This window comes from Alteromonas sp. S015 (genome assembly GCF_036864485.1).
In the GTDB taxonomy this organism is placed as follows: domain Bacteria; phylum Pseudomonadota; class Gammaproteobacteria; order Enterobacterales; family Alteromonadaceae; genus Alteromonas.
The window spans coordinates 23090-47076 of the sequence record NZ_JAZETO010000013.1; the positions used below are offsets into that span (position 1 = coordinate 23090).

At 44.7% G+C, this 23987-nt stretch carries 23 protein-coding genes, 1 pseudogene and 1 other annotated feature; of the genes and pseudogenes, 10 read left to right on the top strand and 14 right to left on the bottom strand.

The window, feature by feature from the left end; translation table 11 throughout:
* Positions 1–69: 69 nt before the first annotated feature.
* Both adk and V7R42_RS19410 read left to right on the top strand, forming a co-directional pair.
* The gene (gene adk / locus V7R42_RS19405) at positions 70–714 is read left to right on the top strand and encodes an adenylate kinase (protein WP_334022316.1); all 645 of its coding nucleotides are present in this window, start codon (positions 70–72) and stop codon (positions 712–714) included.
* A gap of 135 nt (positions 715–849) precedes the next feature.
* Positions 850–1245: an MAPEG family protein gene (locus tag V7R42_RS19410; protein ID WP_334022317.1), complete on the top strand. Its 396-nt coding sequence runs from the start codon at positions 850–852 to the stop codon at positions 1243–1245.
* Between the two features lie 109 nt (positions 1246–1354).
* Here V7R42_RS19410 and V7R42_RS19415 read toward each other — a convergent pair whose 3' ends face one another.
* Positions 1355–3949, bottom strand: coding sequence for a TonB-dependent receptor (locus V7R42_RS19415; RefSeq protein ID WP_334022318.1), 2595 nt, complete (start codon positions 3947–3949; stop codon positions 1355–1357).
* 446 nt (positions 3950–4395) lie between these two features.
* The gene (lepB, locus tag V7R42_RS19420) at positions 4396–5034 is read right to left on the bottom strand and encodes a signal peptidase I (protein WP_334022319.1); all 639 of its coding nucleotides are present in this window, start codon (positions 5032–5034) and stop codon (positions 4396–4398) included.
* 634 nt (positions 5035–5668) lie between these two features.
* On the opposite strand from lepB, the gene V7R42_RS19425 reads away from it, so the two are divergent.
* Entirely contained in the window at positions 5669–6514 is an 846-nt protein-coding gene (locus V7R42_RS19425) for a formate/nitrite transporter family protein (protein WP_334022320.1), read from the top strand.
* Positions 6515–6590: 76 nt separating this feature from the next.
* On the opposite strand, the gene hisIE is transcribed toward V7R42_RS19425, so the two are convergent.
* Genes hisIE through hisG form a run of 8 tightly spaced genes read right to left on the bottom strand, consistent with a single transcriptional unit; the run spans position 6591 to position 13731 of the window.
* A complete protein-coding gene (gene hisIE, locus V7R42_RS19430; protein ID WP_334022321.1) occupies positions 6591–7208 on the bottom strand; it encodes a bifunctional phosphoribosyl-AMP cyclohydrolase/phosphoribosyl-ATP diphosphatase HisIE in 618 nt (205 codons plus the stop codon).
* Complete coding sequence (hisF, locus tag V7R42_RS19435; RefSeq protein ID WP_334022322.1) at positions 7205–8017, bottom strand: imidazole glycerol phosphate synthase subunit HisF; 813 nt, start codon at positions 8015–8017, stop codon at positions 7205–7207. Before hisF ends, hisIE begins: the two co-directional genes overlap by 4 nt.
* Entirely contained in the window at positions 7999–8736 is a 738-nt protein-coding gene (hisA, locus tag V7R42_RS19440; protein WP_334022323.1) for a 1-(5-phosphoribosyl)-5-[(5-phosphoribosylamino)methylideneamino]imidazole-4-carboxamide isomerase, read from the bottom strand. Before hisA ends, hisF begins: the two co-directional genes overlap by 19 nt.
* Positions 8736–9365, bottom strand: coding sequence for an imidazole glycerol phosphate synthase subunit HisH (gene hisH / locus V7R42_RS19445; protein ID WP_334022324.1), 630 nt, complete (start codon positions 9363–9365; stop codon positions 8736–8738). Before hisH ends, hisA begins: the two co-directional genes overlap by 1 nt.
* Positions 9365–10435 carry a bifunctional histidinol-phosphatase/imidazoleglycerol-phosphate dehydratase HisB gene (hisB, locus tag V7R42_RS19450; protein WP_334022325.1) on the bottom strand — a complete coding sequence of 357 codons (1071 nt, stop codon included), beginning with the start codon at positions 10433–10435 and terminating at the stop codon, positions 9365–9367. The genes hisH and hisB overlap by 1 nt, the downstream gene beginning before the upstream one ends.
* The gene (gene hisC / locus V7R42_RS19455; RefSeq protein ID WP_334022326.1) at positions 10432–11511 is read right to left on the bottom strand and encodes a histidinol-phosphate transaminase; all 1080 of its coding nucleotides are present in this window, start codon (positions 11509–11511) and stop codon (positions 10432–10434) included. Before hisC ends, hisB begins: the two co-directional genes overlap by 4 nt.
* A complete protein-coding gene (gene hisD / locus V7R42_RS19460) occupies positions 11511–12815 on the bottom strand; it encodes a histidinol dehydrogenase (RefSeq protein WP_334022327.1) in 1305 nt (434 codons plus the stop codon). Before hisD ends, hisC begins: the two co-directional genes overlap by 1 nt.
* A 13-nt stretch (positions 12816–12828) precedes the next feature.
* Positions 12829–13731, bottom strand: coding sequence for an ATP phosphoribosyltransferase (hisG, locus tag V7R42_RS19465; protein WP_014950027.1), 903 nt, complete (start codon positions 13729–13731; stop codon positions 12829–12831).
* A gap of 50 nt (positions 13732–13781) precedes the next feature.
* Positions 13782–13900 (bottom strand) — a sequence feature (His leader region).
* 231 nt (positions 13901–14131) lie between these two features.
* Between hisG and V7R42_RS19470 the strand changes: the two genes are divergently transcribed.
* Positions 14132–14371, top strand: a complete 240-nt coding sequence (locus V7R42_RS19470) for a hypothetical protein (RefSeq protein ID WP_334022328.1) — start codon at positions 14132–14134, stop codon at positions 14369–14371.
* A gap of 15 nt (positions 14372–14386) precedes the next feature.
* Here V7R42_RS19470 and V7R42_RS19475 read toward each other — a convergent pair whose 3' ends face one another.
* Positions 14387–15160: a ParA family protein gene (locus V7R42_RS19475; RefSeq protein WP_334022329.1), complete on the bottom strand. Its 774-nt coding sequence runs from the start codon at positions 15158–15160 to the stop codon at positions 14387–14389.
* 214 nt (positions 15161–15374) lie between these two features.
* Between V7R42_RS19475 and V7R42_RS19480 the strand changes: the two genes are divergently transcribed.
* Together V7R42_RS19480 and V7R42_RS19485 are read left to right on the top strand one after the other, a co-directional pair.
* Entirely contained in the window at positions 15375–17285 is a 1911-nt protein-coding gene (locus V7R42_RS19480) for a TonB-dependent receptor domain-containing protein (protein ID WP_334022330.1), read from the top strand.
* On the top strand, positions 17258–18304 hold the full coding sequence (locus tag V7R42_RS19485) for an MBL fold metallo-hydrolase (protein ID WP_334022331.1): 1047 nt from the start codon (positions 17258–17260) through the stop codon (positions 18302–18304). Before V7R42_RS19480 ends, V7R42_RS19485 begins: the two co-directional genes overlap by 28 nt.
* Before the next feature lie 167 nt (positions 18305–18471).
* Here the strand turns inward: V7R42_RS19485 and V7R42_RS19490 are convergent, their stop codons facing one another.
* From V7R42_RS19490 to V7R42_RS19500, 3 genes are all read right to left on the bottom strand, one after another.
* A complete protein-coding gene (locus V7R42_RS19490) occupies positions 18472–19044 on the bottom strand; it encodes a YSC84-related protein (RefSeq protein ID WP_334022332.1) in 573 nt (190 codons plus the stop codon).
* Positions 19045–19224: 180 nt separating this feature from the next.
* Positions 19225–19470: a DUF6482 family protein gene (locus V7R42_RS19495; protein ID WP_334022333.1), complete on the bottom strand. Its 246-nt coding sequence runs from the start codon at positions 19468–19470 to the stop codon at positions 19225–19227.
* A 139-nt stretch (positions 19471–19609) separates the two neighbouring features.
* Positions 19610–20062 carry a DUF2244 domain-containing protein gene (locus V7R42_RS19500; protein WP_334022334.1) on the bottom strand — a complete coding sequence of 151 codons (453 nt, stop codon included), beginning with the start codon at positions 20060–20062 and terminating at the stop codon, positions 19610–19612.
* A gap of 184 nt (positions 20063–20246) precedes the next feature.
* On the opposite strand from V7R42_RS19500, the gene V7R42_RS19505 reads away from it, so the two are divergent.
* From V7R42_RS19505 to V7R42_RS19520, 4 genes and pseudogenes are all read left to right on the top strand, one after another.
* Positions 20247–21155: a sulfite exporter TauE/SafE family protein gene (locus V7R42_RS19505; protein WP_334022335.1), complete on the top strand. Its 909-nt coding sequence runs from the start codon at positions 20247–20249 to the stop codon at positions 21153–21155.
* 128 nt (positions 21156–21283) lie between these two features.
* A complete protein-coding gene (locus tag V7R42_RS19510) occupies positions 21284–22588 on the top strand; it encodes an alpha-amylase family glycosyl hydrolase (protein ID WP_334022336.1) in 1305 nt (434 codons plus the stop codon).
* A 74-nt stretch (positions 22589–22662) separates the two neighbouring features.
* Positions 22663–22881, top strand: coding sequence for a hypothetical protein (locus tag V7R42_RS19515; protein WP_334022337.1), 219 nt, complete (start codon positions 22663–22665; stop codon positions 22879–22881).
* Between the two features lie 374 nt (positions 22882–23255).
* A pseudogene (locus tag V7R42_RS19520) lies at positions 23256–23987 on the top strand (IS110 family transposase); the annotation flags it as partial.

The following is a 23987-nucleotide window of genomic DNA, read 5'->3' on the forward strand; positions in this document are numbered from 1 at the left end:
CACTACAGTGTTGAATGTGTAAAGTGCCCGAAGTAAAAAGTTCAAAAATCATAAGCGGAGAACGCACTCATGCGAATCATTCTTCTCGGCGCTCCTGGCGCGGGTAAGGGCACACAAGCTCAATTTTTAATGGGCAAATATGGCATTCCACAAATTTCAACGGGCGATATGCTTCGTGCTGCAATTAAAGCGGGTACAGAGCTAGGTCTAGAAGCTAAGCGTGTAATGGACGAAGGCAAGCTAGTGTCTGATGAAATCATCATTGGTCTTGTTAAAGAGCGTATTGCACAAGATGACTGTAAAGACGGTTTCTTGCTAGACGGTTTCCCTCGTACTATTCCACAAGCTGACGCAATGAAAGAAGCAGGAGTTACTGTTGATCATTGTATCGAGTTTGACGTTCCAGATGACGTAATCGTAGAACGTATGAGTGGCCGTCGCGTACACCCTGCATCAGGTCGTGTTTACCATGTTGTTTACAATCCACCTAAGGTGGAAGGTAAAGACAATGAAACGGGCGATGAACTCATCGTTCGTGATGACGACAAAGAAGAAACAGTACGCAAACGTCTTGCCATTTACCATGAGCAAACAAAACCGCTTGTAAATTATTACAATGCTGAGGCTGACGCTGGAAACTGTGAGTACCATAAGTTAGACGGTACACGTCCCGTTGAAGAAGTGAGTGCAGAACTGGCTGAGCGTTTAGGGTAAACGCAATAATATCAACGAAAGGTCGCTTAGGCGGCCTTTTTTGTTGCTTGTAACTTACTAGCGGATAACGTTTAATGACATCGATTAGACGCTGATTATTACAACGCAATAAAACTATAACATGTGGAGCAGCTCATGGTTTTGCCAATCACGGCGTTTTACGCCAGTTTATTAGGTATTTGTTACCTGTATTTGTCTTTTTTGGTCATTGGCGCAAGGCGTCGCCACCAAGTGGGTATTGGCGATGGTGGACATGAAGACCTAATTCGTTTGTCTAGAGCGCATGGCAACTTTAGCGAGTACGTACCTATTACACTTATTATGATAGCGTGCTTTGAAGCGAATACGGGTCAAATGTGGGCAGTTCACGCTTTAGGAAGTGCATTACTATTTGGTCGTGTGTTGCATGCGTATGGCTTAGGTCGCCACTCTGGCGTTAGCTGGCAGCGCTTCGCAGGCATGATTCTGACTTTCTTAGCTATGCTTTGTGCTGCTGTGGGTAACCTTATGCTTATTCATTTCGGATTATAACGCAAAGGAGACAACTAGCCGATAAAATGTACAGAGCGGTGAGTTGTGATGATAGACAAGCGCTCAAGGCATGGTTATGCCTTAGAGCGCTTTTTTCTTTTACAGGCTTTTAGAAGCGGTAGGTAAGTTTAGAGTAAACGAAGCGGCCACGCGGGTTGTGCACGCCTCCCACATAACCGTAAAGGTCACCATCACCGTCACCAATAGCAAATGGCGGCTCTTCATCAAGCAAGTTGTTCGAACCAATAACCAGGCGAAGGTTGTCGCTGTAGTTATAACCGAACTGCAAGTCTACCAACATTTGAGAATCAACGGTTCTAGAGGTGTTTTCTTCAAAGTCCAACACACCGTCGAAGTCTGCGTCTGGAGTATCTTCAAATTCACCAATAAAGCTGATATTTAAATTAGCATCAAAGGCGCCTTTCGACCATGTTGTACCGAACAACCAGCGGTGCTCTGGATAACCATATTCACCCGTGTAATCAAGATCGTCTTTTTCGAACTCATTCATGTAAGACCAATCTAAGTTGAAGCGCACGTTACCGTATTCTTGCAACTCCATGCGATAGTTTGCGCTGAAATCAATACCGGATGCTTCTTGCGACGATACATTTTGGTAGGTATTGAAAATCTTCTGAATTACACCTAACGATTCGCCAGGCTGCGGATCTAAGCGTACACAGATTGTGCTGTTTTGATTATTACATTCTGCGTCGTAAACCAGACCAAACTGCTGCTCGTCGATTTTGTTATCTTGCGTAATGCTCCATACATCAATGCTCAAGCCTAACTCTTGAATCGGTGCATAAATTACACCCACGTTCCAAGACTCTGACTCTTCGGCATCTAGGTTGGGGTTACCCGCAAACTCAATATTGTAATCCAACGACTCACAATCTTGACCTGTTGCGTCACAGCGGTACTTGTCGAGGAAGAAGACACTTTTCTGTGACGGACCAAGGCCAACTTGTGCAAGAGACGGCGCTCTAAAGCCCTGAGCCCATGAACCGCGAACGGTAACTTCATCACTAGGCGCCCAACGTAACGCTATCTTAGGGTTGGTGGTGCTACCGAAGTCGCTATAGTGGTCGTAGCGGCCAGCCAGCTGAAGTTCTAGCTGTTCAGCTAAAGGAATGGAAAGCTCTAAATAAGCCGCATATTGGTCCCGTTCGGCTGAAGCAGAAACCGACTCAGTACCGAAAATTAACCCGCGCTGGAACTGAACATCAGGTACGTCAGATACTTGTTCTTCGCGATACTCAACGCCTGCTGCCATCATTACAACGTCATCACCAAAGCTGAATGCTTCACCTGTAATGTGAGCGTCAACGCTAGTCATTCTAGACTCACCTCGGCGCACAAGGCTCGTGGTAATGTCATCAATTACGCTTTGTGGGTTAGTAACGCCACCAAATGGGTTATAATTACCAAGATTAATTTGTTCCTGTAGCCAATCTACACGAACCCAACCTTGTGATTGGTCACCGCTTTGCTCTGAGCGGCTGCGACCTTTTTGAACCGATGCTTCCCAGTCGTAGTCGTTGAAAGTGCCACGAAGACCTGCAACTAAACGAAGGGTGTCAGATTCGATATCCCATCGACGAGCACCTGCATCAACAGGGCGATAGCGGCCAATTTCAATGTCTTGTCCAAACGGGTTATTTGGGTGAGTTCCAGGAACGGTTAAACCTGCATCTTCATCAAGAGGCGTTGCCGCACCGCCAGCTTCAGATGTGTTGTGTTGCATCGCAACTTCCATAAAGGCTGTGGTTTCATCGCCAATCTTGTAGTCGAACTGACCAATAAAGCCAACGCGCTCAGAAGCCGGAATAGTTAAACCAAATGGACCATAATCGAACAGACAGCTGCCAGAAGCGGTTGCGCTATCTTCTGGGCAGTCAGGGTCAATAGTTTTAACGCCATCTACATAGAAGTAGCCCGGGTAACCTCGTGACGAACGGAAGTCCATACCGCCGTAAGGTGATTGGTTTGCTGTACCAAATCGACCCATTTCATCAGCGCCTAGCGTACTATTGTTAAAGTAATCGATGATGACTGTCGCGCTGCTTTTTTCGCTTTGAGAGCCCCATAGAATACTGGCGGTTGTCTCATCATAGCTTGGGCCTGTTGTTCCACCATAACCGGCATTAATTTCTAAGCCTTCATAGTCTTTCTTAAGCACTACGTTTACCACACCTGCAACAGCATCTGAGCCGTAAATCGCCGAGGCACCGTCTTTTAAGATATCGATTCGTTCAATAGCGGATACAGGTATAGAGTTAATATCAACAAATGAATTAGTGATGCTTTCCGCAAAGGCGCTAATTGCCACACGACGTCCGTTTATAAGCACAAGTGTGGCGTCTGGGCCCATACCTCTTAAGGATACCGCTGCGGCGCCATTGGCAGTTGAGTCTTGGCTGTTATTACGTGTCGAGAAGGTACCCGCACCTGTGGCCGGCATACGTTCGAGTAGTTGTTGAAGGTTTTCATAGCCCATGCCTTCAATCATTGTTGCGTCAATTGATTGAATAGGTGAAGGGCCTTCCATATCTGTGCGTTTAATACGAGAACCGGTTACTGCGATTCGTTCAAGGTTTGCTGCTTCTTCGTCAGCTTGCTGTGCGTACGCAGGAGGCAGAGAGGTTAATCCTGAAAGTGCTAATCCCACTGCAATTGCACTTACTTTACGACCTTGTTTCATTGTTATTTCCTTATTTCCATTTTACTTGTTGTGTGTTTTTGCAACACGAAAATGTTGCAAAATTATGAATAGCACTCCTGATGCTTATGTTGCAATAGGGAAAAACACGAAAGATGTGACACTTGGTTACAAAGTGTGTAAACCATATATTACTTTTTTATTTGAAGAGCGGATTTAAGCAGGCGTTAAGTCCACCCAAAAACAGTGCTAAGAATGCCCTGTAGCTCTATTAAATAGTGATATGAAAAGGGGAGTTCGGTAGAAAAAAAGACCCATATACGCATTTCCTTAGTTAGAAATTACTTTTATGCTATCGCTCCTACATTTTAATCTATATAAGTGTATATCATCTCTTTATAGAGTTCGCTCAGCATTTTTTGCTGAAAATTTGCACGTAAGTAAAGGCCTAGCGTAGTCTCTGTTATAAGGAAGGGAGCCATTCCGCTCTACTGGAGTGATGTAAAAAACCTATCTTTTTTCGGTAAATACATATCTTCAGTATCTAACGAAAATGCAACGGAAATAGCTTTACCTTGAATCTCTTCAACTGGGATGAATCCATAGTAACGAGAGTCAACGCTATAGTTTCTGTTATCTCCCATCGCCAGTACATGACCTCTGGGCACGGTTACCAAGTTGAAGCTTTTCGCTGGGCTGGTTATAGGTTTAAGCGCTATGGTTCGAGTTTGACCTAAAACTTCCTCGGAATAAAGATAGTGACCTTCTGCGCTTAACGATGCTTTTTCACCATTGATGAAAAGTACATTGTTTTCTAATTTGACCTCATCGCCTTCAATAGCAACCACTCGTTTAATCAATCTAATATCAGCTGCATTACTGTCGATGATTACAATGTCACCGCGATTGATGTTATCAGTCTTTGCAATAATAACGTCTGTAAACGGTAGTTCTAACGTGTAGGCTGACTTATCAACCACTACACGGTCACCTACTTGAATCGTAGGCTCCATTGAGCCTGTAGGAACATGATACCAGTCAGCAACACTGCTGCGAAACGAGAAAAGCAAAACGACAAATAAAATGAAAGGCAAATTGTTCTTAACACTTTGTTTTAGATTTAACACGGCTTAGGTTCTCACTTATCGAAGTTTTATCAAGCTAGGGCTTTTGTAATAGCTGTAGATGATAAATTGATAAGTTTGTTCAATATTGAGCCGAGGAAAATGTAACGAACTATGTCGATAGCCAATCAATGTTGTATTCATTGTCGTGTTATTGCTACTGTTTTGGTGTAATTAATTTATGTAAATCATGTATTTATTTTTTTGTTGGGCCTGCGTGAACCGCTTCTTTATTTATATAGAAAAATTGAGCAGAAGGGATACCATGGCACTGAAGGTATACTTGTGGCACTTGTAACGCTTGTGATTAGCGAAGAACAAAACGATGTCTGAAACATTCAAACGAACAAGAATGTTCCATGTAATTACAGCAATAGCGCTAAACTAAGTATGGTTAGCGAAATCAGCGACTTTGGCCTTCCCCTTGATTGCGTTCTACATTAAGAAGCTGAGATAAAAGCGTTAACCGTTGGAGAAATAAAGCGCCTTTACAGTGAGATTGTGACCGAAAACATACTAAATCAACGTAACCGAATAGAGTGGTCTGTTGGTACCTGTTAAATAACAGTGTCGTGGACCAAATACTATGTGATTGAGACAAACGTCCTAGTGAAGAAAAGAGTTGCAGGAGGCATGAGTGACGGAAAAAGTGAAGGAGTCTGGGCATAGAGAGCAAGATGTTGCCCTTAGTCATACTGAAGAAAAAGATGTACGAGATAATCAGAGCTTAAACTCTGTTTCTCTGTATGCCATTGTCCACAGGGAAGGGTTAGAAGAACTTCAGCGCCCTATGATGTCATTGTGGTGGTCTGGTGTGGCGGCAGGCATTGGCATCTCGATTTCAATTCTAGCTGAAGGGATTCTGCATCATCTCTTTGCAAGCTCTCCCAATCAGTTTGTTATTGAAAATCTAGGCTATACGGTTGGTTTCGTGCTAGTAATCGTAGGTCGGCTACAGTTGTTTACAGAAAATACGCTGTCAGTTATCTTGCCATTGTTAAGTAAGCCTTCGTTTAATATGGGCTTTTGCATTGCGCGCCTGTGGTTCATCGTTTTCACCGCCAATATGTTTGGCACCTTTTTGGCTGCGTTTTTCAGCTTTTCGCTGCAATCTGTTCCACCAGAACTGGTTGAAGGGATGACCGCTATTTCTGAGCATTACGCCAAGCTATCGCCGTCAGACGCTTTTTCTTACGGTATTACTTCTGGGTTTATCATCGCCGCTATTGTGTGGATGAAGCCTTCGGTCAAGCATTCTCAAATTTTGATGATCGTTATTTTTACCTACTTAATTGCTATAGGAAATTTCACGCACGTGATAGCAGGTTCAACAGAACTGTTCTTGTTAGCACTGCAAGATAAGATAAGTGTTATCGAAACAGTTTCTCTAATCGGTGCTACATTGCTTGGGAATATTGTTGGCGGAACAGGGTTGTTCGCATTGCTAGCTTATGGGCAGGTTGTAAGGGAAATAGAGAAGTAGCAAGTACCAAACGAAAATGCCCTTCGCGTAGAAAACGAGGAGGGCATTTTGAATAATAAACGAGTTTTACAGCGGGTTACTTATGACGCTCACGCAGCACATTAAGCGCGTCATTAAGCGACATATCGCTTGCTTGAAGCAGAACCGTTAGGTGATACAACAAATCAGCGGCTTCGTTTTTAAGCTCTTCTTTGTCGTGTACAGTAGCAGCTAGTGCGGTTTCAACGCCTTCTTCACCCACTTTCTGTGCTATGCGCTTAATACCTTTGTTGTAAAGGCTTGCAGTGTAACTACTTTTGGGATCGGCTTCTTTACGGGCAGCCAAAACGCGCTCTAAGTCTGCTAAAAACGTAAAGGCTGGCGTGTTGCCGTCAAACCAGCAGCTTTCAACACCGGTGTGGCATGTCGGGCCGTTTGGATTGGCAAGTACCAACAGTGAATCTTGGTCGCAGTCACAGGCAACGCTCACTAAATCTAGCGTGTTACCTGACGTTTCTCCCTTAGTCCAAAGGCGTTGCTTTGAACGGCTGAAAAAGGTCACTTTACCCGTTTCAAGGGTTTTCGCTAGGGCGTCTTGGTCCATGTAACCCTGCATTAATACCTTGCCAGATAGTGCGTCTTGCACAATGGCAGGAAGTAGGTTGTCCATTTTGTCCCAAGCCAATTTATTGCTGTTTTCATTAGTAATGATCACGGGTTTACTCCTTCTGCTTGCGCCGTTAATCCGTGACGCTTACGCATGGCAACGCCATTGCTGGTTAACTCTGCTTTTAGCTCATCAATATTGATGATGCCTTTGTGAAATACCGACGCTGCAAGCGCGCCATCTACGTCAGCTTGTTTAAACACATCAGTAAAGTGAGCTATTTCACCTGCACCACCTGATGCTATTAACGGTACTTCGCATACATCGCGCACGGCTTTAAGCTGCTTCACGTCATAGCCTTTGCGCACACCGTCTTGATTCATGCAGTTCAGCACAATTTCACCAGCGCCGCGCGACTGAACTTCTTTAATCCAGTCGATGGTTTGCCACTGGCTTTTCTGCGTACGTGCTTCATCGCCGGTGAATTTGTACACTTCATATTGGTCGGTCGCTTCGTTATAGAAACTGTCGATTCCTATCACTACGCACTGTTGTCCATACACATCATGGAGCTGATTGATTAAGTCTGGGTTATTAAGAGCAGGGGAGTTAATCGAAATCTTATCTGCGCCCATTTCCAAAATGCGCCCAGCGTCTTCGATGCTCTTAATGCCGCCAGCTACACAAAAAGGGATATCAATAACCTGTGCAATACGGCTTACCCAGCTTTTGTCTACCACGCGGGCATCAGAGCTTGCAGTAATATCGTAAAACACCAGTTCGTCAGCACCTGCTTTCGCATATTGCTCGGCAAGAGGCACAATGTCACCAATAATTTCGTGGTTTCTAAACTGAACGCCCTTAACAACTTTGCCGTCGCGTACGTCCAAACACGGTATTATGCGTTTTGCCAGCATGCGATAGCCTCCTTCACCGTAAACTTTCCTTCAAGTAACGCGCGACCCAAAATTACGCCGCCAACGTTTGTGGGCTTTAGCGCTTCAATATCAGCGATGCTGCCAATACCGCCAGACGCTTGCCAGCTAACGTGTGGGAACCGGGCTGCCATTTCTTGATAAAGCTCAGTGTTCGCACCTTGAAGCGTGCCGTCGCGGCTGATGTCGGTACATAGCACATGCTTTGCGCCTACTGTAGTGAAGTCTTCCAGCAAGCCTTCAAGGGCTACGCCCGAGTTCTCTTGCCAGCCGTGTGTAGCAATTAGCTTTTCACCGCTATCACTAATATTGATATCAAGGGCTAATGCAATGTGCTCTGGACCGTACTTTTCTACCCAAGACTTCACAAGTTCAGGTTGCTTAACGGCAAGTGAGCCAATCACTACGCGGCTTACGCCCGTCTCAAGTAATTGCGCAACTTCTTCTTCGCTACGAATGCCGCCGCCTGCTTGAAACTGCATGCGCTTGGTGTCGACCATAGATTTGATAAGCGAAAGCTGACGCTTACTGGTGTCTTTAGCGCCGGTAAGGTCAACAATGTGTAGCCAGGTTGCGCCTTGGTTGGCATAGTCGTGAACCACGTCAACTGGGTCCAGTTCGTATTGGGTTTTTTGCTCGTAGTCCCCTTGATATAAGCGAACTACGCGTCCTTCAATAAGATCAATCGCTGGAATAATCATTATAGGTTCACAAAGTTGGTCAGTAGTTGTGCTCCGGCTTGGCCAGAACGCTCTGGGTGGAATTGCACCCCGTAAAAATTGTCTTTGTTTATGGCGGCTGAAAATGCATTGCCATAAGTACAGCTTGCAAGCGTATGCTCGTACTCTGGTACGGCAAAGCTATGCACAAAGTAAAAATAGGTATCTTGCGGAATGCCTTTGAACAAGCTTTCGTTGTTATGAGTAACAGTATTCCACCCCATATGAGGTAAGCGCACGCCTTTTGATTCCATGCGTGCTACGTGACCGGGCATAAGGTTCAAACAGTCGATGTTGCCTGTGCCTTGAAAACCACCTTCGGCGCTGGTTTCAACCATAAGCTGCATGCCTAAACATACACCTAGTACAGGTTGGGTAAGCGACTGAAGAGTTTCCACTAGCGCTTTTTGCTTAATGCTTGCCATCGCCGCTGCTGCTGTACCGACGCCGGGTAAAAACACTTTGTCAGCGCTTTTAATCACGTTTACATCGTCTGATACGTCTACTTCAACGCCTAAGCGCTCAAGGGCAAAGCGTACCGATGAAATGTTCGCGCAGCCGGTGTTCACTATCACTATCTTTTGTCGCTGGCTAGGGTTTACCACTGACATTACAGGGCTCCTTTACTGCTAGGCAGTGCATCGCCTTGGCGCGTAATAGCTTGACGTAGCGCACGGCCAAAAACTTTAAACAGGCTTTCTACCTGGTGGTGTGCATTGCCTTCGCTGGTGGAAAGGTGCAGCGATAGTCCCATACTTTGTGCAAGCGAATAAAAGAAGTGCGGTACCATTTCAGTGGCCATTTCGCCTACCTGATCGCGGCTAAATTCAGCGTCAAATTTAAGGTAAGGGCGGTTAGAAATGTCCATAATACATTCTGCACGGCACTCATCCATTGGCAAAGCAAAGCCAAAGCGCCCAATGCCACGCTTGTCGCCCAGTGCCTTTTTAAGCGCTTCGCCAAGGGCAAGCGCGGTATCTTCTACACTGTGGTGATCGTCAATGTGTAAATCGCCATCGGTAGTCAGGTTTAGCTCGAAGCCACCGTGGGTAGCAATTTGATCAAGCATGTGGTCAAAAAAGCCCATGCCGGTTTGAATAGTCGACTTAGCCTGCGAATCAAGATCTACACGCACGCTAATATCAGTTTCAGAGGTGGTACGTACCACTTCTGCAATACGCGATGATGCCAGTAAGTTCTTCTGAATATCATTCCAGTTTAGGGTTTCACGATTGTATTGAAAGCTGCGAATACCCATGTTTTCAGCAAGTTGTACATCGGTAATTCTGTCACCAATCACAAACGAGCGAGTGAAATCTACTTTGCCTTGCTGTAGGTATTCTTGCACTAGTCCAAGCTTTGGTTTACGACATGTGCAGTTATCTTCATCAAAGTGCGGGCAAATAAGCACGTCGTCAAATACCACGCCTTGGCTTTCGAAAATGGCCATCATCGCATTGTGTGGCTTGTCGAAGTCTTCTTGTGGGAAACTGTCTGTACCCAACCCATCCTGGTTACTTACCATCACCAACTTAAAGCCAGCCGCTTTAAGCTTAAGCAACACGGGAATAACGTTTGGCTCGAAAACCAGCTTCTCTAGACTATCTAATTGCTTATCTACTGGCGGCTCTTCAACAAGTGTACCGTCACGGTCAATAAATAAAATGGCTTGCTGACTCATGCCGCGTCCTCATTATTTTTAAATTCGTTAATTAGCTGCATTAAACGCTGATTTTGCTCTTCAGTGCCGATGCTTACGCGCAAACAGTTTTGTAAGTTAAGCTGTTTTGATTGATCGCGAATAAGCATGCCTTGGCTTACCAAGTATTGCATTAGAGCTTGCGCTTTTGCGTAGCGGAATAAGATAAAGTTTGCTCGTCTGTCACCCACTAATTCAAAACCTTCAATAGATGCCAGCGTTTCGGCTAGGGCCTCTTTTTCGCGATTAATGGTTGCCACTTGAAGCTCAAGTAGCGTTAACGATTCTGCAGACAATGCTTGTGCGGCAATCTGCGCCACTGGCTCTGGAATAGGATAGGGCGCTATCACTTTAAGAAGAGCTTGAATGACGGGTGCTTGGGCAAGTGTAAAACCACAGCGAAGACCGGCAAGTGCAAACGCTTTAGACAGCGTACGAAGTACCACCAAGTTGGGGTAGTTGTTAATCTCATTTGCCCACGTATTGTCGGCATCAAACTCAATGTACGCTTCATCTACAACAACAAGCGCTCTATCGGCAAAGTGATTGAGCACGGTTTTAATGTCTTCACGAGCAACTGGCGTACCGGTTGGGTTATTAGGCGCACAGATGAAAATTACGTTAACGTCATCTTCAGCGCATACCGCATTCACGTTAAGGCTGAAGTCGTCGTTAAGCGGCACTTTCTTAATGCCCACATCACAGGTTTCAGCACTGATGGCATACATACCGTAGGTAGGCGGGCAAATCAAAATACTGTCTTTACCTGGTGTACAGAAAGTACGAATAAGCAGTTCAATACCTTCATCCGCCCCGCGGGTAACAATAAGCTGTGATTTATCTAGCCCGGCGTAGTTAGCGTAACCACTGACTACCGCTTCAGGCTGGCACGATGGATAGCGGTTAAAGTTACTGCTATCTACACTGTATTCGTTGGCATAAGGTGACTCGTTAGCATTAAGCCAGTCTTGACCACCTGAAAACAAGCGACGCGCCGACTCATAAGGCTTTAGCGGCACTAAGTTTTCATTTATTAGGTTATCGATAAGTGCCGACATTAGGCGTCCCCTTGCTTAAGTGCCTGCATACGAAGTGCAACGGCCTGTTCGTGTGCATCTAAACCTTCTGCTGCCGCTAGTGCCATGATAGCTGGGCCTAAATTACGCATGCCGTCTGCGCTTAGTTCTTGAATTGTGTATCGGCGCATAAAGTCTAAAAGACCAAGGCTAGAATAGTTCTTTGCATAGCCGTATGTGGGAAGCACGTGATTTGTACCTGACGCATAATCACCAGCTGATTCTGGCGACCACGGGCCCAAGAATATAGAGCCTGCGTATTTAATTTTTGGCAAATAATCACGGGCATTCTCAATTTGCACAATTAAGTGCTCAGCTGCATAGGCGTTGCTTGCTTTAATGGCTTGTTCAATTGAATCGGCCAAAATATAACGCGCATTTTTCATAGCAGGTCGAGCAATCTCGGCGCGAGATAGCGTAGCTAATTGACGCTCAACCGCGGCTTTTGCTTCTTCAATAAGCTTAGCGCTGTTAGACACTAAAATAGCTTGGGAGTCTGGGCCGTGTTCGGCTTGGGAAAGCAGGTCTGCCGCCACAAATTCAGGGTTAGCGAATTCATCGGCTAGCACCAATACCTCTGACGGACCGGCCGGCATATCAATAGCTGCACCATCAGCACGTTGACTAACCTGCTGTTTAGCTTCGGTAACAAAGCTGTTGCCTGGGCCGAATATTTTATCAACCTGAGGGATGGTATCTGTGCCAAGCGCCATAGCAGCGATTGCTTGTGCACCACCACACAAAAAGATCTTGTCTATGCCGCACTTTCTGGCCGCATACGCAATTTCAGGCGCGATAAGCTGTTCTTTGTTTGGTGGAGTACAAAGTAGCTTATTCTCACAGCCCGCCACCAATGCTGGCACGCCGAGCATTAACACGGTTGATGGAAGTGGAGCACTGCCGCCTGGAATATAAAGACCCACTGCATCAAGGGCAGTGAAGCGCAGCTCGCATTTAACACCAGGCGTTGTGGTTAGCGCAATATCACTTGGCACCTGCGCTTCGTGAAACGTTTTTATATTGTTAAACGCTGTGTCGATGGCATTTGCGACCTCAGGTGTTACCTTGGCTGCAAGGGCATCAATGTTGTCTTGTGAAAGTACAAGGCTAGTAAGGTCCGGGCAGTCAAATTTACGCGTGTAATCAAGTACTGCCGCGTCACCTTCTGATTCAACGCGGGCGATAATATCACCCACGGTTTGTTTTAACTGTTGGCTATTGGCCATAGCCGGGCGAGCTAACGCCTGTTTTTTCTCATTTGCCGAAAGAGATGACCAAGTAATCATAATTGCCTGCCTTTTAGCCCATCATTTTTTCGATTGGCATTACAAGAATAGAGCTACAACCAAGGGCTTTAAGTTTCTCCATGGTTTCCCAGAATAAGGTTTCTGTAGAAACAACGTGAATAGCCACTTGCTCTTCATTTCCAGCAAGCGGTAGCACCGTTGGATTTTCAGCACCTGGAAGTAGGCTTTTCACCTGCTCTAAATACGCTTTTGGTGCGTGTAGCATGATGTACTTACTTTCTTTTGCCAGTAACACGCCATCAACACGTGGCATTAACCGGTTAACGAGTGTTTCTTTCTCGTCGCTAAGCTCGCCATCAGCGCGCTTAATAAGTACCGCTTTACTGCGGAAAATAACGTCTTTTTCAACAAGGCCGTTAGCTTCAAGGGTTGCACCGGTAGATACAAGGTCACAGATAGCGTCAGCAACACCTGCACGTGGGGCAACTTCCACAGAACCCTGTAGCATTACAGCCTTTGCATTTATGCCCTGTTCTTTGAAGTAGCGCTCAAGTAGGTAGGGGTACGTTGTTGCTACTTTTTTGCCTTCCAGCGACTGGATGCCTTGATAATCCATCTCATTAGGTACCGCAATAGACAGGCGGCAGCCGCCGTAATCTAGGCGACGCAGTACTTCGTATTCGAATGGCTTGCCAGCAGCTTTGCGCTCTAGCATTTTTTCTTCAAGCTCGTTTTCGCCGATAAAGCCTAGGTCTACTACGCCATCCATAACAAGACCTGGAATGTCGTCGTCACGTACGCGAAGCAAATCAATAGGTTGGTTCGTAGAATGCGCAATCAGCAGGCGATCACGAATATTGAGTTTAATGCCTATAGCTTTCAGTAGGGCAATGCTGTCATCGCTCAATCTACCTGATTTCTGTACGGCAATTCGAAGTCTTTTGCTGTTACTCATTGAAACGTTCCTTACACGTTGTGTTTTAACTTTTGATTGCGCCTAAAACGAAAAACCCCCGGAAGTTTCCTTCCGAGGGTCGAGAATTTGTTTTATCTGCGCCACTGGAAGGATACATAGACCTTCCAGCACGAACCTGAAAGGTTATGCTTTGTGGTGATGGTGATGTTTCGTCGCGCAGTTAATCATTTTAAAAAATTTTAATTCCTAATTTCGAACGGCTGAAACATTAGCGTTTTGAATTGGGATTTGCAAGGTTAAAGTGAACTCTTTTGGCACATTAACTCTAATTTAATGTGTATATAATAAAACTATTCGTTATGAATGAGTTTTGAACCGTAATTTTGGGCAACTGGTTGCCGATAAGTTATAGAGGCAAACGTAAATTTTTGGAGGGCGTATGAGCAACGATCTACTGTTTCCCATTTTGCCACGCAATATGAAAGTGCCTGTGGAGCCGGATGAGCGCGTCAAGAAAGTGCAGAAGACGAAGAAATCTGAACATCTTAGTGAAGAGGAACGAGACAACTTCCAAGACATTAAGCGTACCGAGGTGATAGATGCGCCAGTCGAGAACTCAAAGGATAAAGAGCGAGACAATAACAGCGGCGGACTTAAGCATATTGATATTGATGTCTAGGTTGTCCTATGGGCATCATGAATTATTTGCGTTTAGCTCTTCAAATAGCGCCTCTATTTGCCCTGTGACTTTATGCTTGGGTAAGTAGAAGGGCAGCGGCACACGTCTAGAATGAGATTCTTTCACCTTCACCGTAGCACTTATGTAGCTTTCTAACACTGGCAAGTCTTGTTGTTTTAGCGTTTCTATTAGCTCTCTTGGTAGCTTTGCTTGACTATTGAATTGATTAACTACAATACCTAACAAACGCAGTTCAGGGTTGTGGTCTTCTTTTAGTTCCATTGCATTTTCGAGTAAACGCTCAATGGCCTGCGCCGAGAAATCGTCGCAATCAAAGGGAACGCAAAAGCCATCTGCAGCAATAAGTGCCGCTTTAGAATAAAAATTAAAATTAGGGGGCGTGTCGATAAAAATGTTGTCGAATTCGCCTTTTAACGCCGTTAACGCGTCTTTAAGTTTAAAAATTTTGTACCGTGATTCGAGTTCTCGTTCGACTTCTGACAGCGCAGGAGAGGAAGGCATAACGAAGAGATTCTCAAAATACGTTGAGTGCACGAACGCTTTAGGCTTCTTTGCTGTTCTGAAAATACCAACCACTTGTTTGAACATGTCGGCCACGGTAAGGCTCTGTTCACTAACGTTAAATCCCACGTAGTGAGTACTATTTCCCTGAGCGTCTAGGTCTACCAATAAGGTTTTGTAACCCAACTTAGCACTTTGCGCGGCTAAATTGGTGCTAATTGTTGATTTACCCACTCCACCTTTTTGGTTAAACACCACGGTAATCATAAGAAATTCCTGTGTAAAAAGGCTTTTGGTAAAAGCTAATAAGCCAACTGGTTAAAATATGCCCGCATACGACAGTTGATGTAAAGATGTTTTCATTTTAATCACTCGACAACGCTAAAAATAGCATCGACATTAATATAAAAACGAAATCATACTTTACATTAAAATGATAACAATTATCATTGATGAATTGTGTTTTGTTAATCGATTAAGTATGCGTTTTTTACCCTCTTTACTGACAATTTCGCTGTGTTCTCTGCTTTCTTCGAACCTATTTGCCCAATCTATTGAACAAGGCAAGGTGGAAAGCATCACTGTTACTGCCTCAGGTTTTGAACAACTTTTGTCTCAAGCGCCGGCGTCAGTAAGCGTTATTGATAGAAAACAACTTGCGCAACGAGCCTATAAAGATATTACCGACGCGCTTCGTGACGTGCCAGGTGTAACTGTTACAGGTGGTGGATATCGCCAAGATATCAGCGTTCGCGGGTTACCTGCACAGTACACTTCGATACTTGTTGACGGAAAAAAGCAGACGGGAAGAGAGTCTCAGCCAAATGGTAGCGGAGGGTATGAGCAAGATTGGTTACCTCCATTAGACAGCATAGAACGTATTGAAATAGTGCGTGGGCCCATGTCTACCTTGTATGGTTCTGATGCAATGGGCGGAGTGATCAATATTATAACGCGAAAAAACTTCAGAAAATGGAGTGGGAACCTTCGCGCAGAAACGAAAATTCAAGAAAACTCTGACAGTGGGTCAGACAGTCAAATCCAGCTAGCGTTTTCTGGGCCGTTAATCGAAAATTTGTTGAGCATTACAGCCAGCGGCCTTTATCAAAAGCGGGAAGAAGACGAAATTGAACGAGGTTACGCAGAAAAAGATTTAAGCAACATTCGTACAGCGTTTCATTTAACGCCAAACACGTCAGATACAGTCACCTTTGAATACATTTTCCAAGATCAAACACGCACATCCACACCTGGTAAGTCATTGCCAGAAAGAAATTCCTTATCAGAGACTGAAAGCGAGAGACATTCATATGCGCTGACTCACGAGGGGAAATATGGTGGTGTGACTGCTCGCAGTTATATTCAGCGAGAGTCGGTTGACAACGTTGGGCGAGATATCACTATTGATAATCTGGTCTTTAACTCTCAATGGTCTTGGGCAGTTGGCGATAGCCACATGCTTACGGTTGGCACAGAGTTTCTAGAAGAGTCTCTGGATGATTTTGATACGAATGGCGGCGAGGCGACCAATATTAAAAACAGCCAGTGGTCTTTCTATGGTGAAGATGAGTGGCGTGTTAGCGATAGTTTGGCCCTCACGCTAGGTATGCGTCTTGACGATAATGAACAGTTTAGCTCTCAAATTAGCCCCCGTGCGTACGCGGTATATAACATTAACGATAATTGGGTTGTAAAGGGGGGTATCTCTACTGGTTATCGTACGCCTGAGTTAAGAGAAATGGCCGATGGGTGGATTCAAGAGAGTCGAGGGGGAGATGTTTACGGTAATCCTGACTTGTCACCAGAAACGACCTTAAACAAAGAGCTTGCTCTGTACTATAGCGGTGATGCTGGCTTAGAGTACAGTATCACTATCTTTCATAACGATTTCGATGACAAAATTGCTATTGCGTCTTGTGAGCTATTAGTCTGTTTGGATGAAACGGATCGCTACAATATCAATGTGGATGAAGCTGAATCTTACGGCGCAGAGTTCGCTGCAATGTATAATATAGGGAACTGGTCTTTTAACGGTGCTTACAGCTATACGCGTTCACAGCAGAAAACTGGTGCAAACGAAGGCCTACCTTTGGTTCAACAGCCAAAACACTTGTTCACGCTGAACACCACATATCGCCTTTCGCAAGTAAATGAAATTTGGTCTAGATGGACCGTGAGAGGAGAAGAAACGGCGTTAACGTCAGTATCTTCACGTTCCATCTTGTCTCCAGGGGTTGGCTTGTTTGACATAGGTTACAACACCAAGCTTACGCGCAACGTTAAGCTGCAAACAGGGCTCTACAATGCATTTGATAGAACAATGCGGTATGAAGAGTTCGGATATGTTGAAGATGGAAGAAGATTATGGTTAGGGTTAAATTGGACCTTTTAAAAATAGGGGCTATTGGATTGGCTATTGGCTTTTGCGCTAATAGTATTGCTAGTTCATCGCTAACTGCTGAGGATTATGCAAAAAAGGGTTTAGAGAGCGGTAAGCACTTCCCTGGTTTAGCTAGTTTATGCGATATAAGTGTTCCGCCGCGAGATATGTTCGAGCTCGGTAAAAAGCAACGGGAAAGACCTGAGCGAGCTGAAAGTGATAGCAAGCCAAGCCGACAAGGAAAAGGGCGCCGCCAAATACCTCCTCAACAAGTATTTGACAACCTCTATTACGTAGGGGCAGGCAATGTTGCAAGCTGGGCTATTGACACAGGCAAGAGCATCGTATTGATTGATGCATTGAATAACAACGAGCAAGCACAACAGTACATAATTGACGGTCTTTCAGCACTCGGGTTAGGTAATAAGCCAATATCTCATCTCATTATTTCTCACGGTCATGGTGATCATTATGGTGGTTTTGAGTTAATCGAATCAACGTACAGCCCTCGCATAGTTATGAGCGACATAGAGTGGGGTTATCTAGAAAATGATAAATTTGCCAGTTATCGATGGGGTAAAAAGCCAAGCCGAGATGTGGCCGTTGCTAATGGCGAAAAGTTGAATGTTAACGCTACTGAGTTAACGCTTTATGTTACGCCAGGTCATACACCAGGTACATTAACTGTCGTTTTTCCTGTAATTGATGGAAATGAAGAGCATCGCGCTGTGTTATGGGGCGGTACTGGGCTCAACTATGGCCCAGATGTGCCGCGTATTAAGTCGTATACAGAATCTGCAATGGCGATGAAACGATTGGTAAAAGAACAAAATATTGATGTATTTTTGTCGAATCATCCTGGGCGTGCTGGAACAAGAGAAAAGCTTGGCGCCTTGAGTAAACGGCAAAGCAATCAACGGCATGCTTTTGTCCAAGGGCAAGGTGTAGTAGTTGAAGCCTTTGAACTGCTTGAAAACTGTACGCGAGCTCAGTGGATGAGAATTGAGGAAAAGAGAAACGAGGAACGTTAATAGACCCTCAAGTATGACGGCAACAAGAAGCGAGCTCTAGTGAGCGTCAGGGTCTTTTCGCACTCAATAAAACCACTGCGAAAATAAGAAGGCCTCTTGCATGTAAGAGGCCTTCGTTGAAAAGATAGACTAATGGCGAATTTAATTAACGAGTAGCGAGAGCTGCGTTAGTTGAGTTCTTTATCTACCCAAAATTTTGTGCCTTTTACAGTGGCCTGTAACGTAAGGCCGCTTTCAGTCATGGTATACACTGTTACGTTGCCCAAGTAGCCTTCGCCTTCTGCAGATGCGCCTTTGTTACCGGCTTTTGCTGCTACATCCGCGTTACCACCTACGGTCCATCCATTTTCAATAAAATGACTCATCGCTTTTTGTGTGTGGAAAACCATAACAATTCGGTAATCTTTTGCGCCTAAGCCTAGGCCTACGCCACCTTCAGCCATATTCATGTATGTTCTCGCGCCGGTTACATTATTGTTTACCACACCGTAGCCAGTGCCCGCCGCCACAAAGAAAACGTTGATGTTAGCATTCGTAAATACGGCGTAGCCAGCGGCGTCTTTTACCTGAGAGCGCGTATCGGGCTTTTCAGAATAAAGGCGGGCAAGCGCGTTGTCTTGCATATCCAATATAGCTTGTCGCTTTTCAGCAACAGTTCCGTCGCCCATCGAAGCGCATGCCGTTAAGGCTAACACGGCAGCAAAAAACACAGATTTAATAGCTAACTTACTTATTTTCATGCAATTCTCCTTAGCATGTAGGTATTTTATTAACTACGGAAGAAGACCATTCTTACTGTTTGTAATTCAATAAAAACCCGTTTTAATTTACGTCGCATTAGTTGTACGCAAAAAACGTGCTAAGTGATGCATGGAACGTTGAAAATTATTGATCTGACTGACTAGTACACCTGCAAATCGCTACAACTCAATTTCAAGCTCTAACGCACCAGGATGATCGGTTTGACCAACCATTTCTTCATACGGTGTGCTTTGACGTAGCCAAACTTTCTCAAAGGCTTGAGAGTCAAAATGCTCCCTTATCTCGTTCAAACAGTGGAACGTTTTGGGTTGCGACTTGTTGTCACGAACCAAGGTGCGTGAGGCGCCCATACCCGTTGATGCAAGGTAATTGCCGCCCTCTAGTGACTCAATGTATAAGTTCATAGTTTAACCCTCATTAGGTTGCAACTCGTTTTAGCTGCGTCTTATATTTAATTAGTCGAAAATAGGCGCAATGATCATTAATTTTGTGTCATGAACAGTGAAGGTCCTCTGCACTTAAGGCTTACCAAAGCAACACGACTTACCACCACTTGTTTGAACATACTGCAATCCCTGCCTTTTGCATACATTCATGAACACGCTCTTTGTCCGATGAATTTAAAAATGAACCCACTTCAAATTGCTGCAGAGGGGCTTGTAGTAAAAGCTGTGGCGCACATTTTAAACTCAGGTCTTTTTTATAATACAAAGACGTATCAGGGCGGAAAAAGGTTATGCTGGTACCATTGGAGCTGCTAACCTGGATACTGTTTGAGGAAATTAATAGTGTCTCCCAGCGGTAAGTTGCTTTGGACACTAAATACATAATTAGCGCCAGTAACCCGACCTCTAATCCAGCAAACGGTAATATGACCCATGCACCTGCCAGTGACCAAGCAATGCCTATCGAGCTAATGAAAAAGGCAAACGCCGCAATAAGGTATTTAGTCTGTTGCCACGTTGCTGAACGGTTTGGCGAAAGATGCAGTTGCACCAGGTGCTCAAATGTAGATACTTCAACCATGTTTTTAAAAAATGCTGTATATGATATCTGTGTAAGTAAAACCTTATACGTAGTGGGATAACAATAGTTCGAAATTTATACAAGTGCTAGTTTCCAGCGTGTCTAGAAAAGTCATGCCGTGTAACTTGCTGTATTTTCTGCCTTAAGGACGTATGTGATTTCTCTCATCAAGCAGAACGCTGGCAAAACAGCGTTGATAGTTCTTCTATTTGTATGGACTGGCAGTTTGCTAGCGCAACCTGCTCCTATCGAGCTTGTTAAAGAGTTCGGGCTTTTCAGCGTTCTTGGCGTTATTGGTGCTATATTTGCGAACGCCACTGGAGCTGGCGGTGGCGTGGTTTTCGTTCCGTTTTTTAACTACCTGTCATTTTCTGCGCAAAGCGTTGTGGCGACAAGTTTTGCCATCCAATGCTGTGGTATGACCGCGGGGGCATTGACGTGGGCCGCCTATTATAAACACCAGCACAAGTATGATCAGTATTGGAAGGCACTACCCAGTGTGCTGATGTTAACGGTTCCCTCGTCAATATGCGGCATAGGATTCGCTCAGTATGCTTCTCAAGGTACACGGCTTCTAGCGCAATTGTGGGGTGGGGGCGATAACCTTCACATCGTTTTTGGTAGTTTTTCTATTCTATTGGCAATCGCAATATTTGCTTCTATTCCGTTAATGAAGCGTACCCATTTCAAAAAAGACTTGCGCATGAACGATCTTTTGTTTTTACCCATCATTGGCTTTGTGGGCGGCATTATAACCGCGTGGCTTTCGGTAGGGGTGGGAGAGTTAGTTGCCGTTTACCTAATTATTCGGGGGTTCAATGTCACCATGTCTATTGCCAGCGCGGTTATCTTGTCGGCTTTTACCGTGTGGTCCGCGTTGCCATATCACGCCTTTATTGGCGAATCTGTAGTATGGCAGGTTGTTTTGTTTGCCGGGGCAGGTGCAATAGTCGGTGGAATGATTGCAAAGTTTGTGGTTTTGGCATTTTCTGTTCAGGGCCTAAAACTTTTTTTTGGTATTTGGGTACTTATTTTAGGTTTCACAAGTTTACCTATTCTTTAAATTAGAGCGCGCGGTTACTTTAAGCCATAACGCTTTAAAGCCCAAAGTATGTAAATTAGCGCAGAATAAGGTAACGCATACGAGTCAGCTTCCTCTTCTAAACGCTAATCTTGTTAAGGAAAGATAATATGGATATCAATCCTGTTCCTCAGAAACGGTATAACGTGCTTCAGCCTGAATGGTCATCTCACGCTGTTATTTACCAAGTCAATACAAGGCAGTTCTCAAAGGAAGGAAATTTTGAAGGCGTGAGAAAGGGGTTATCTCACATTAAATCATTGGGCGCTGATATTGTTTGGCTTATGCCAGTACACCCTATTGGTGAAAAAAATAGAAAGGGAGAGCTTGGTAGTCCCTATGCAGTAAAAGATTATCTGGCTATTAACCCCGAATTTGGTAGTGAAGAAGATTTCAAAGCGTTGGTGAATGAAGCGCATCGGCTTTCGCTGAAAGTGATCATAGACTGGGTACCAAATCACAGCGCATGGGATAACCCGTTGGTTGAACAGCACCCCGAGTGGTACGCCAAAGACTACAAAGGAGACTTTCGCCCGTCTCCTTGGTGGGATTGGAGCGATATTATTGAGTTCGATTATGCGCAAGTTGGTCTTCGGAAATACATGATTAACGCGCTGTGTTACTGGGTTGAAAAGTTCGATATTGATGGATTTCGCTGCGATGTAGCTGGCTACGTTCCGAATGATTTTTGGCAGCAAGCTGTGCAGACGCTAAACGCAATTAGACCGGTCTTCATGTTGGCTGAATGGGAGAATCGAGATCTTCACGAAAAAGCGTTTAATATGACATACGCATGGAGCTGGAACGAGACACTTCACGAACTCGCACATGGAACATGCTCACTGGATAGGTTGCGCAAATATTATTCGTGGAACGAGCGGAGCTGGCCTCACTCTGCTTACAGAATGACCTTCGTGAGTAATCATGACAAAAATGCGTGGGATGGTACTCAGCGCGAACAATTTGGTGATGCGCTTGAAGCCTGCATTGCTTTGTCTGTAATCGGTGAGGGTATGCCGCTTATTCACAACGGGCAAGAAGCCGGAGAAATCAAACGGTTAGCGTTCTTTGAACGTGATCCTATACAGTGGCAAGATCACGAAATAGGCAACTTGTACCGCAAGCTAATAACCCTGAAAAAATCCAAAACCGTGCTAGGGAACGGAGAGTACGGGGCAAGAATGATTCAGGTGCCAAACTCGCAAATGGACAAGGTTTTTAGCTTTGTACGTTGTAATGAACAGGAAAAAGTGTTCGTTGTGATCAATTTTTCTAGCGAGCAGCTTAATATAACGTTTGAAGAGCCTTTGTATGAAGGAGAGTATGCGCACTGGGAGCGCGACGAAAAGCGAAGTTTTGAATCTGATTCTGTCTGTAAGCTTGCACCTTGGCAGTTTGAAATATGGGTGGCTTGAAGCGTTGATCGATTCTCGCTTTATTTAACTACAAAAGGTAAATAAATTTACTAAGTAAAAAGCAAGGACGAAGTATGACTGCGAATGATCCAACTGAAAAAACAGAAGACCGCTCGTTAAACAATCATGCTGCGCTTAAAACTTCTATTGCCAATGGTGATGTGGAAGAGGTTAAAGCGCGACTTGAAGGGCATTCTTTGGATAAGTTAGAAAAAGGTTATTTAATCGATCTCGCCCGCTTGAGTGGTAACAGTGAAATTGAGGAAGTCATTAAGTCCACACCCGACAGTTGAATGTATGGCTAATTCACCCAATGTGAAACAGCTTTCACCTGCCTGACATGTTAATGTGCAGTTTGAGACTAGTCTGGTGGGCAGCTGTAGACAAGATATAGTCACTCGCATCCTATAAACGATAATTTAGTTTTTAGGGTATGTGCTCGGTTCATACGAATCTTAGACAACAACATTCGATGTTTATCGCTTTTTTTTCGATGTTCTGAGTGCGCTCAGTCTTAAACGAATACTCAGGGGGTGTATCTTGAATAGCCGCTATATTTTCTTCGAAAGACTGAGCTGACATATCCAACACGTTAACTGTTGGGAGAGTAACTATGTCTAGAACAAATGATTTCAGCGTTCTTATTTGATTATATTGGGCTTCATCCAAGCATGATGTTTGTATCCAGTATGCAGATGGTACAAGGGAGTTAGCCGTTGTAAAACATTCAGCTGAAGCTATCGAACAGTGGATTACGAAGCTGCATCAACAGCATCCAGGGCAAATTGCGATTGCGCTTGAGCTGTCAAAGGGGCCATTCGTCTATGCCTTGCAAAAGTATCCTTTTGTCACCTTATTCCCAATTAACCCGACGATGCTGTGCCGATATCGTAGAGCGTTATCACCAAGTGGAGCCAAGGATGAGCCAACTGACGCGTCAATCGCACTTGAATTGTTAGTTCGCTATCCAGATAAAATCACGCCGCTTAAAATGGCTGACGATAAAATCAGAAAATTAGCCTTTTTGGTCGAGGAACGTCGCCGATTAGTGGATGAAAAGAAACGATATGTAAATCGGCTTATCAATGCGCTCAAGCAATATTACCCACAACCTCTTGAGTGGTTCACGCACAGAGATTCGCAGTTATTCGTCGAATTCATTACGCGATGGCCGTCGCTGGATAAACTTAAACGCGCAAAAGCCGACACAATCTCTCGCTTCCTAACCTCTCGCGGTAGTTTTGCCAAATTAGTATCATCTCGTTTAGAGGCGATAAAAAGTGCGACACCGTTGACGTACGATAGTGTTGTCATCGAATCGAACAAACTGCTTGCGATAACACTGGCTAATCAGATTCTTCCCATTATCACGGCGATTAAGATATTCGAGCAAGAAATA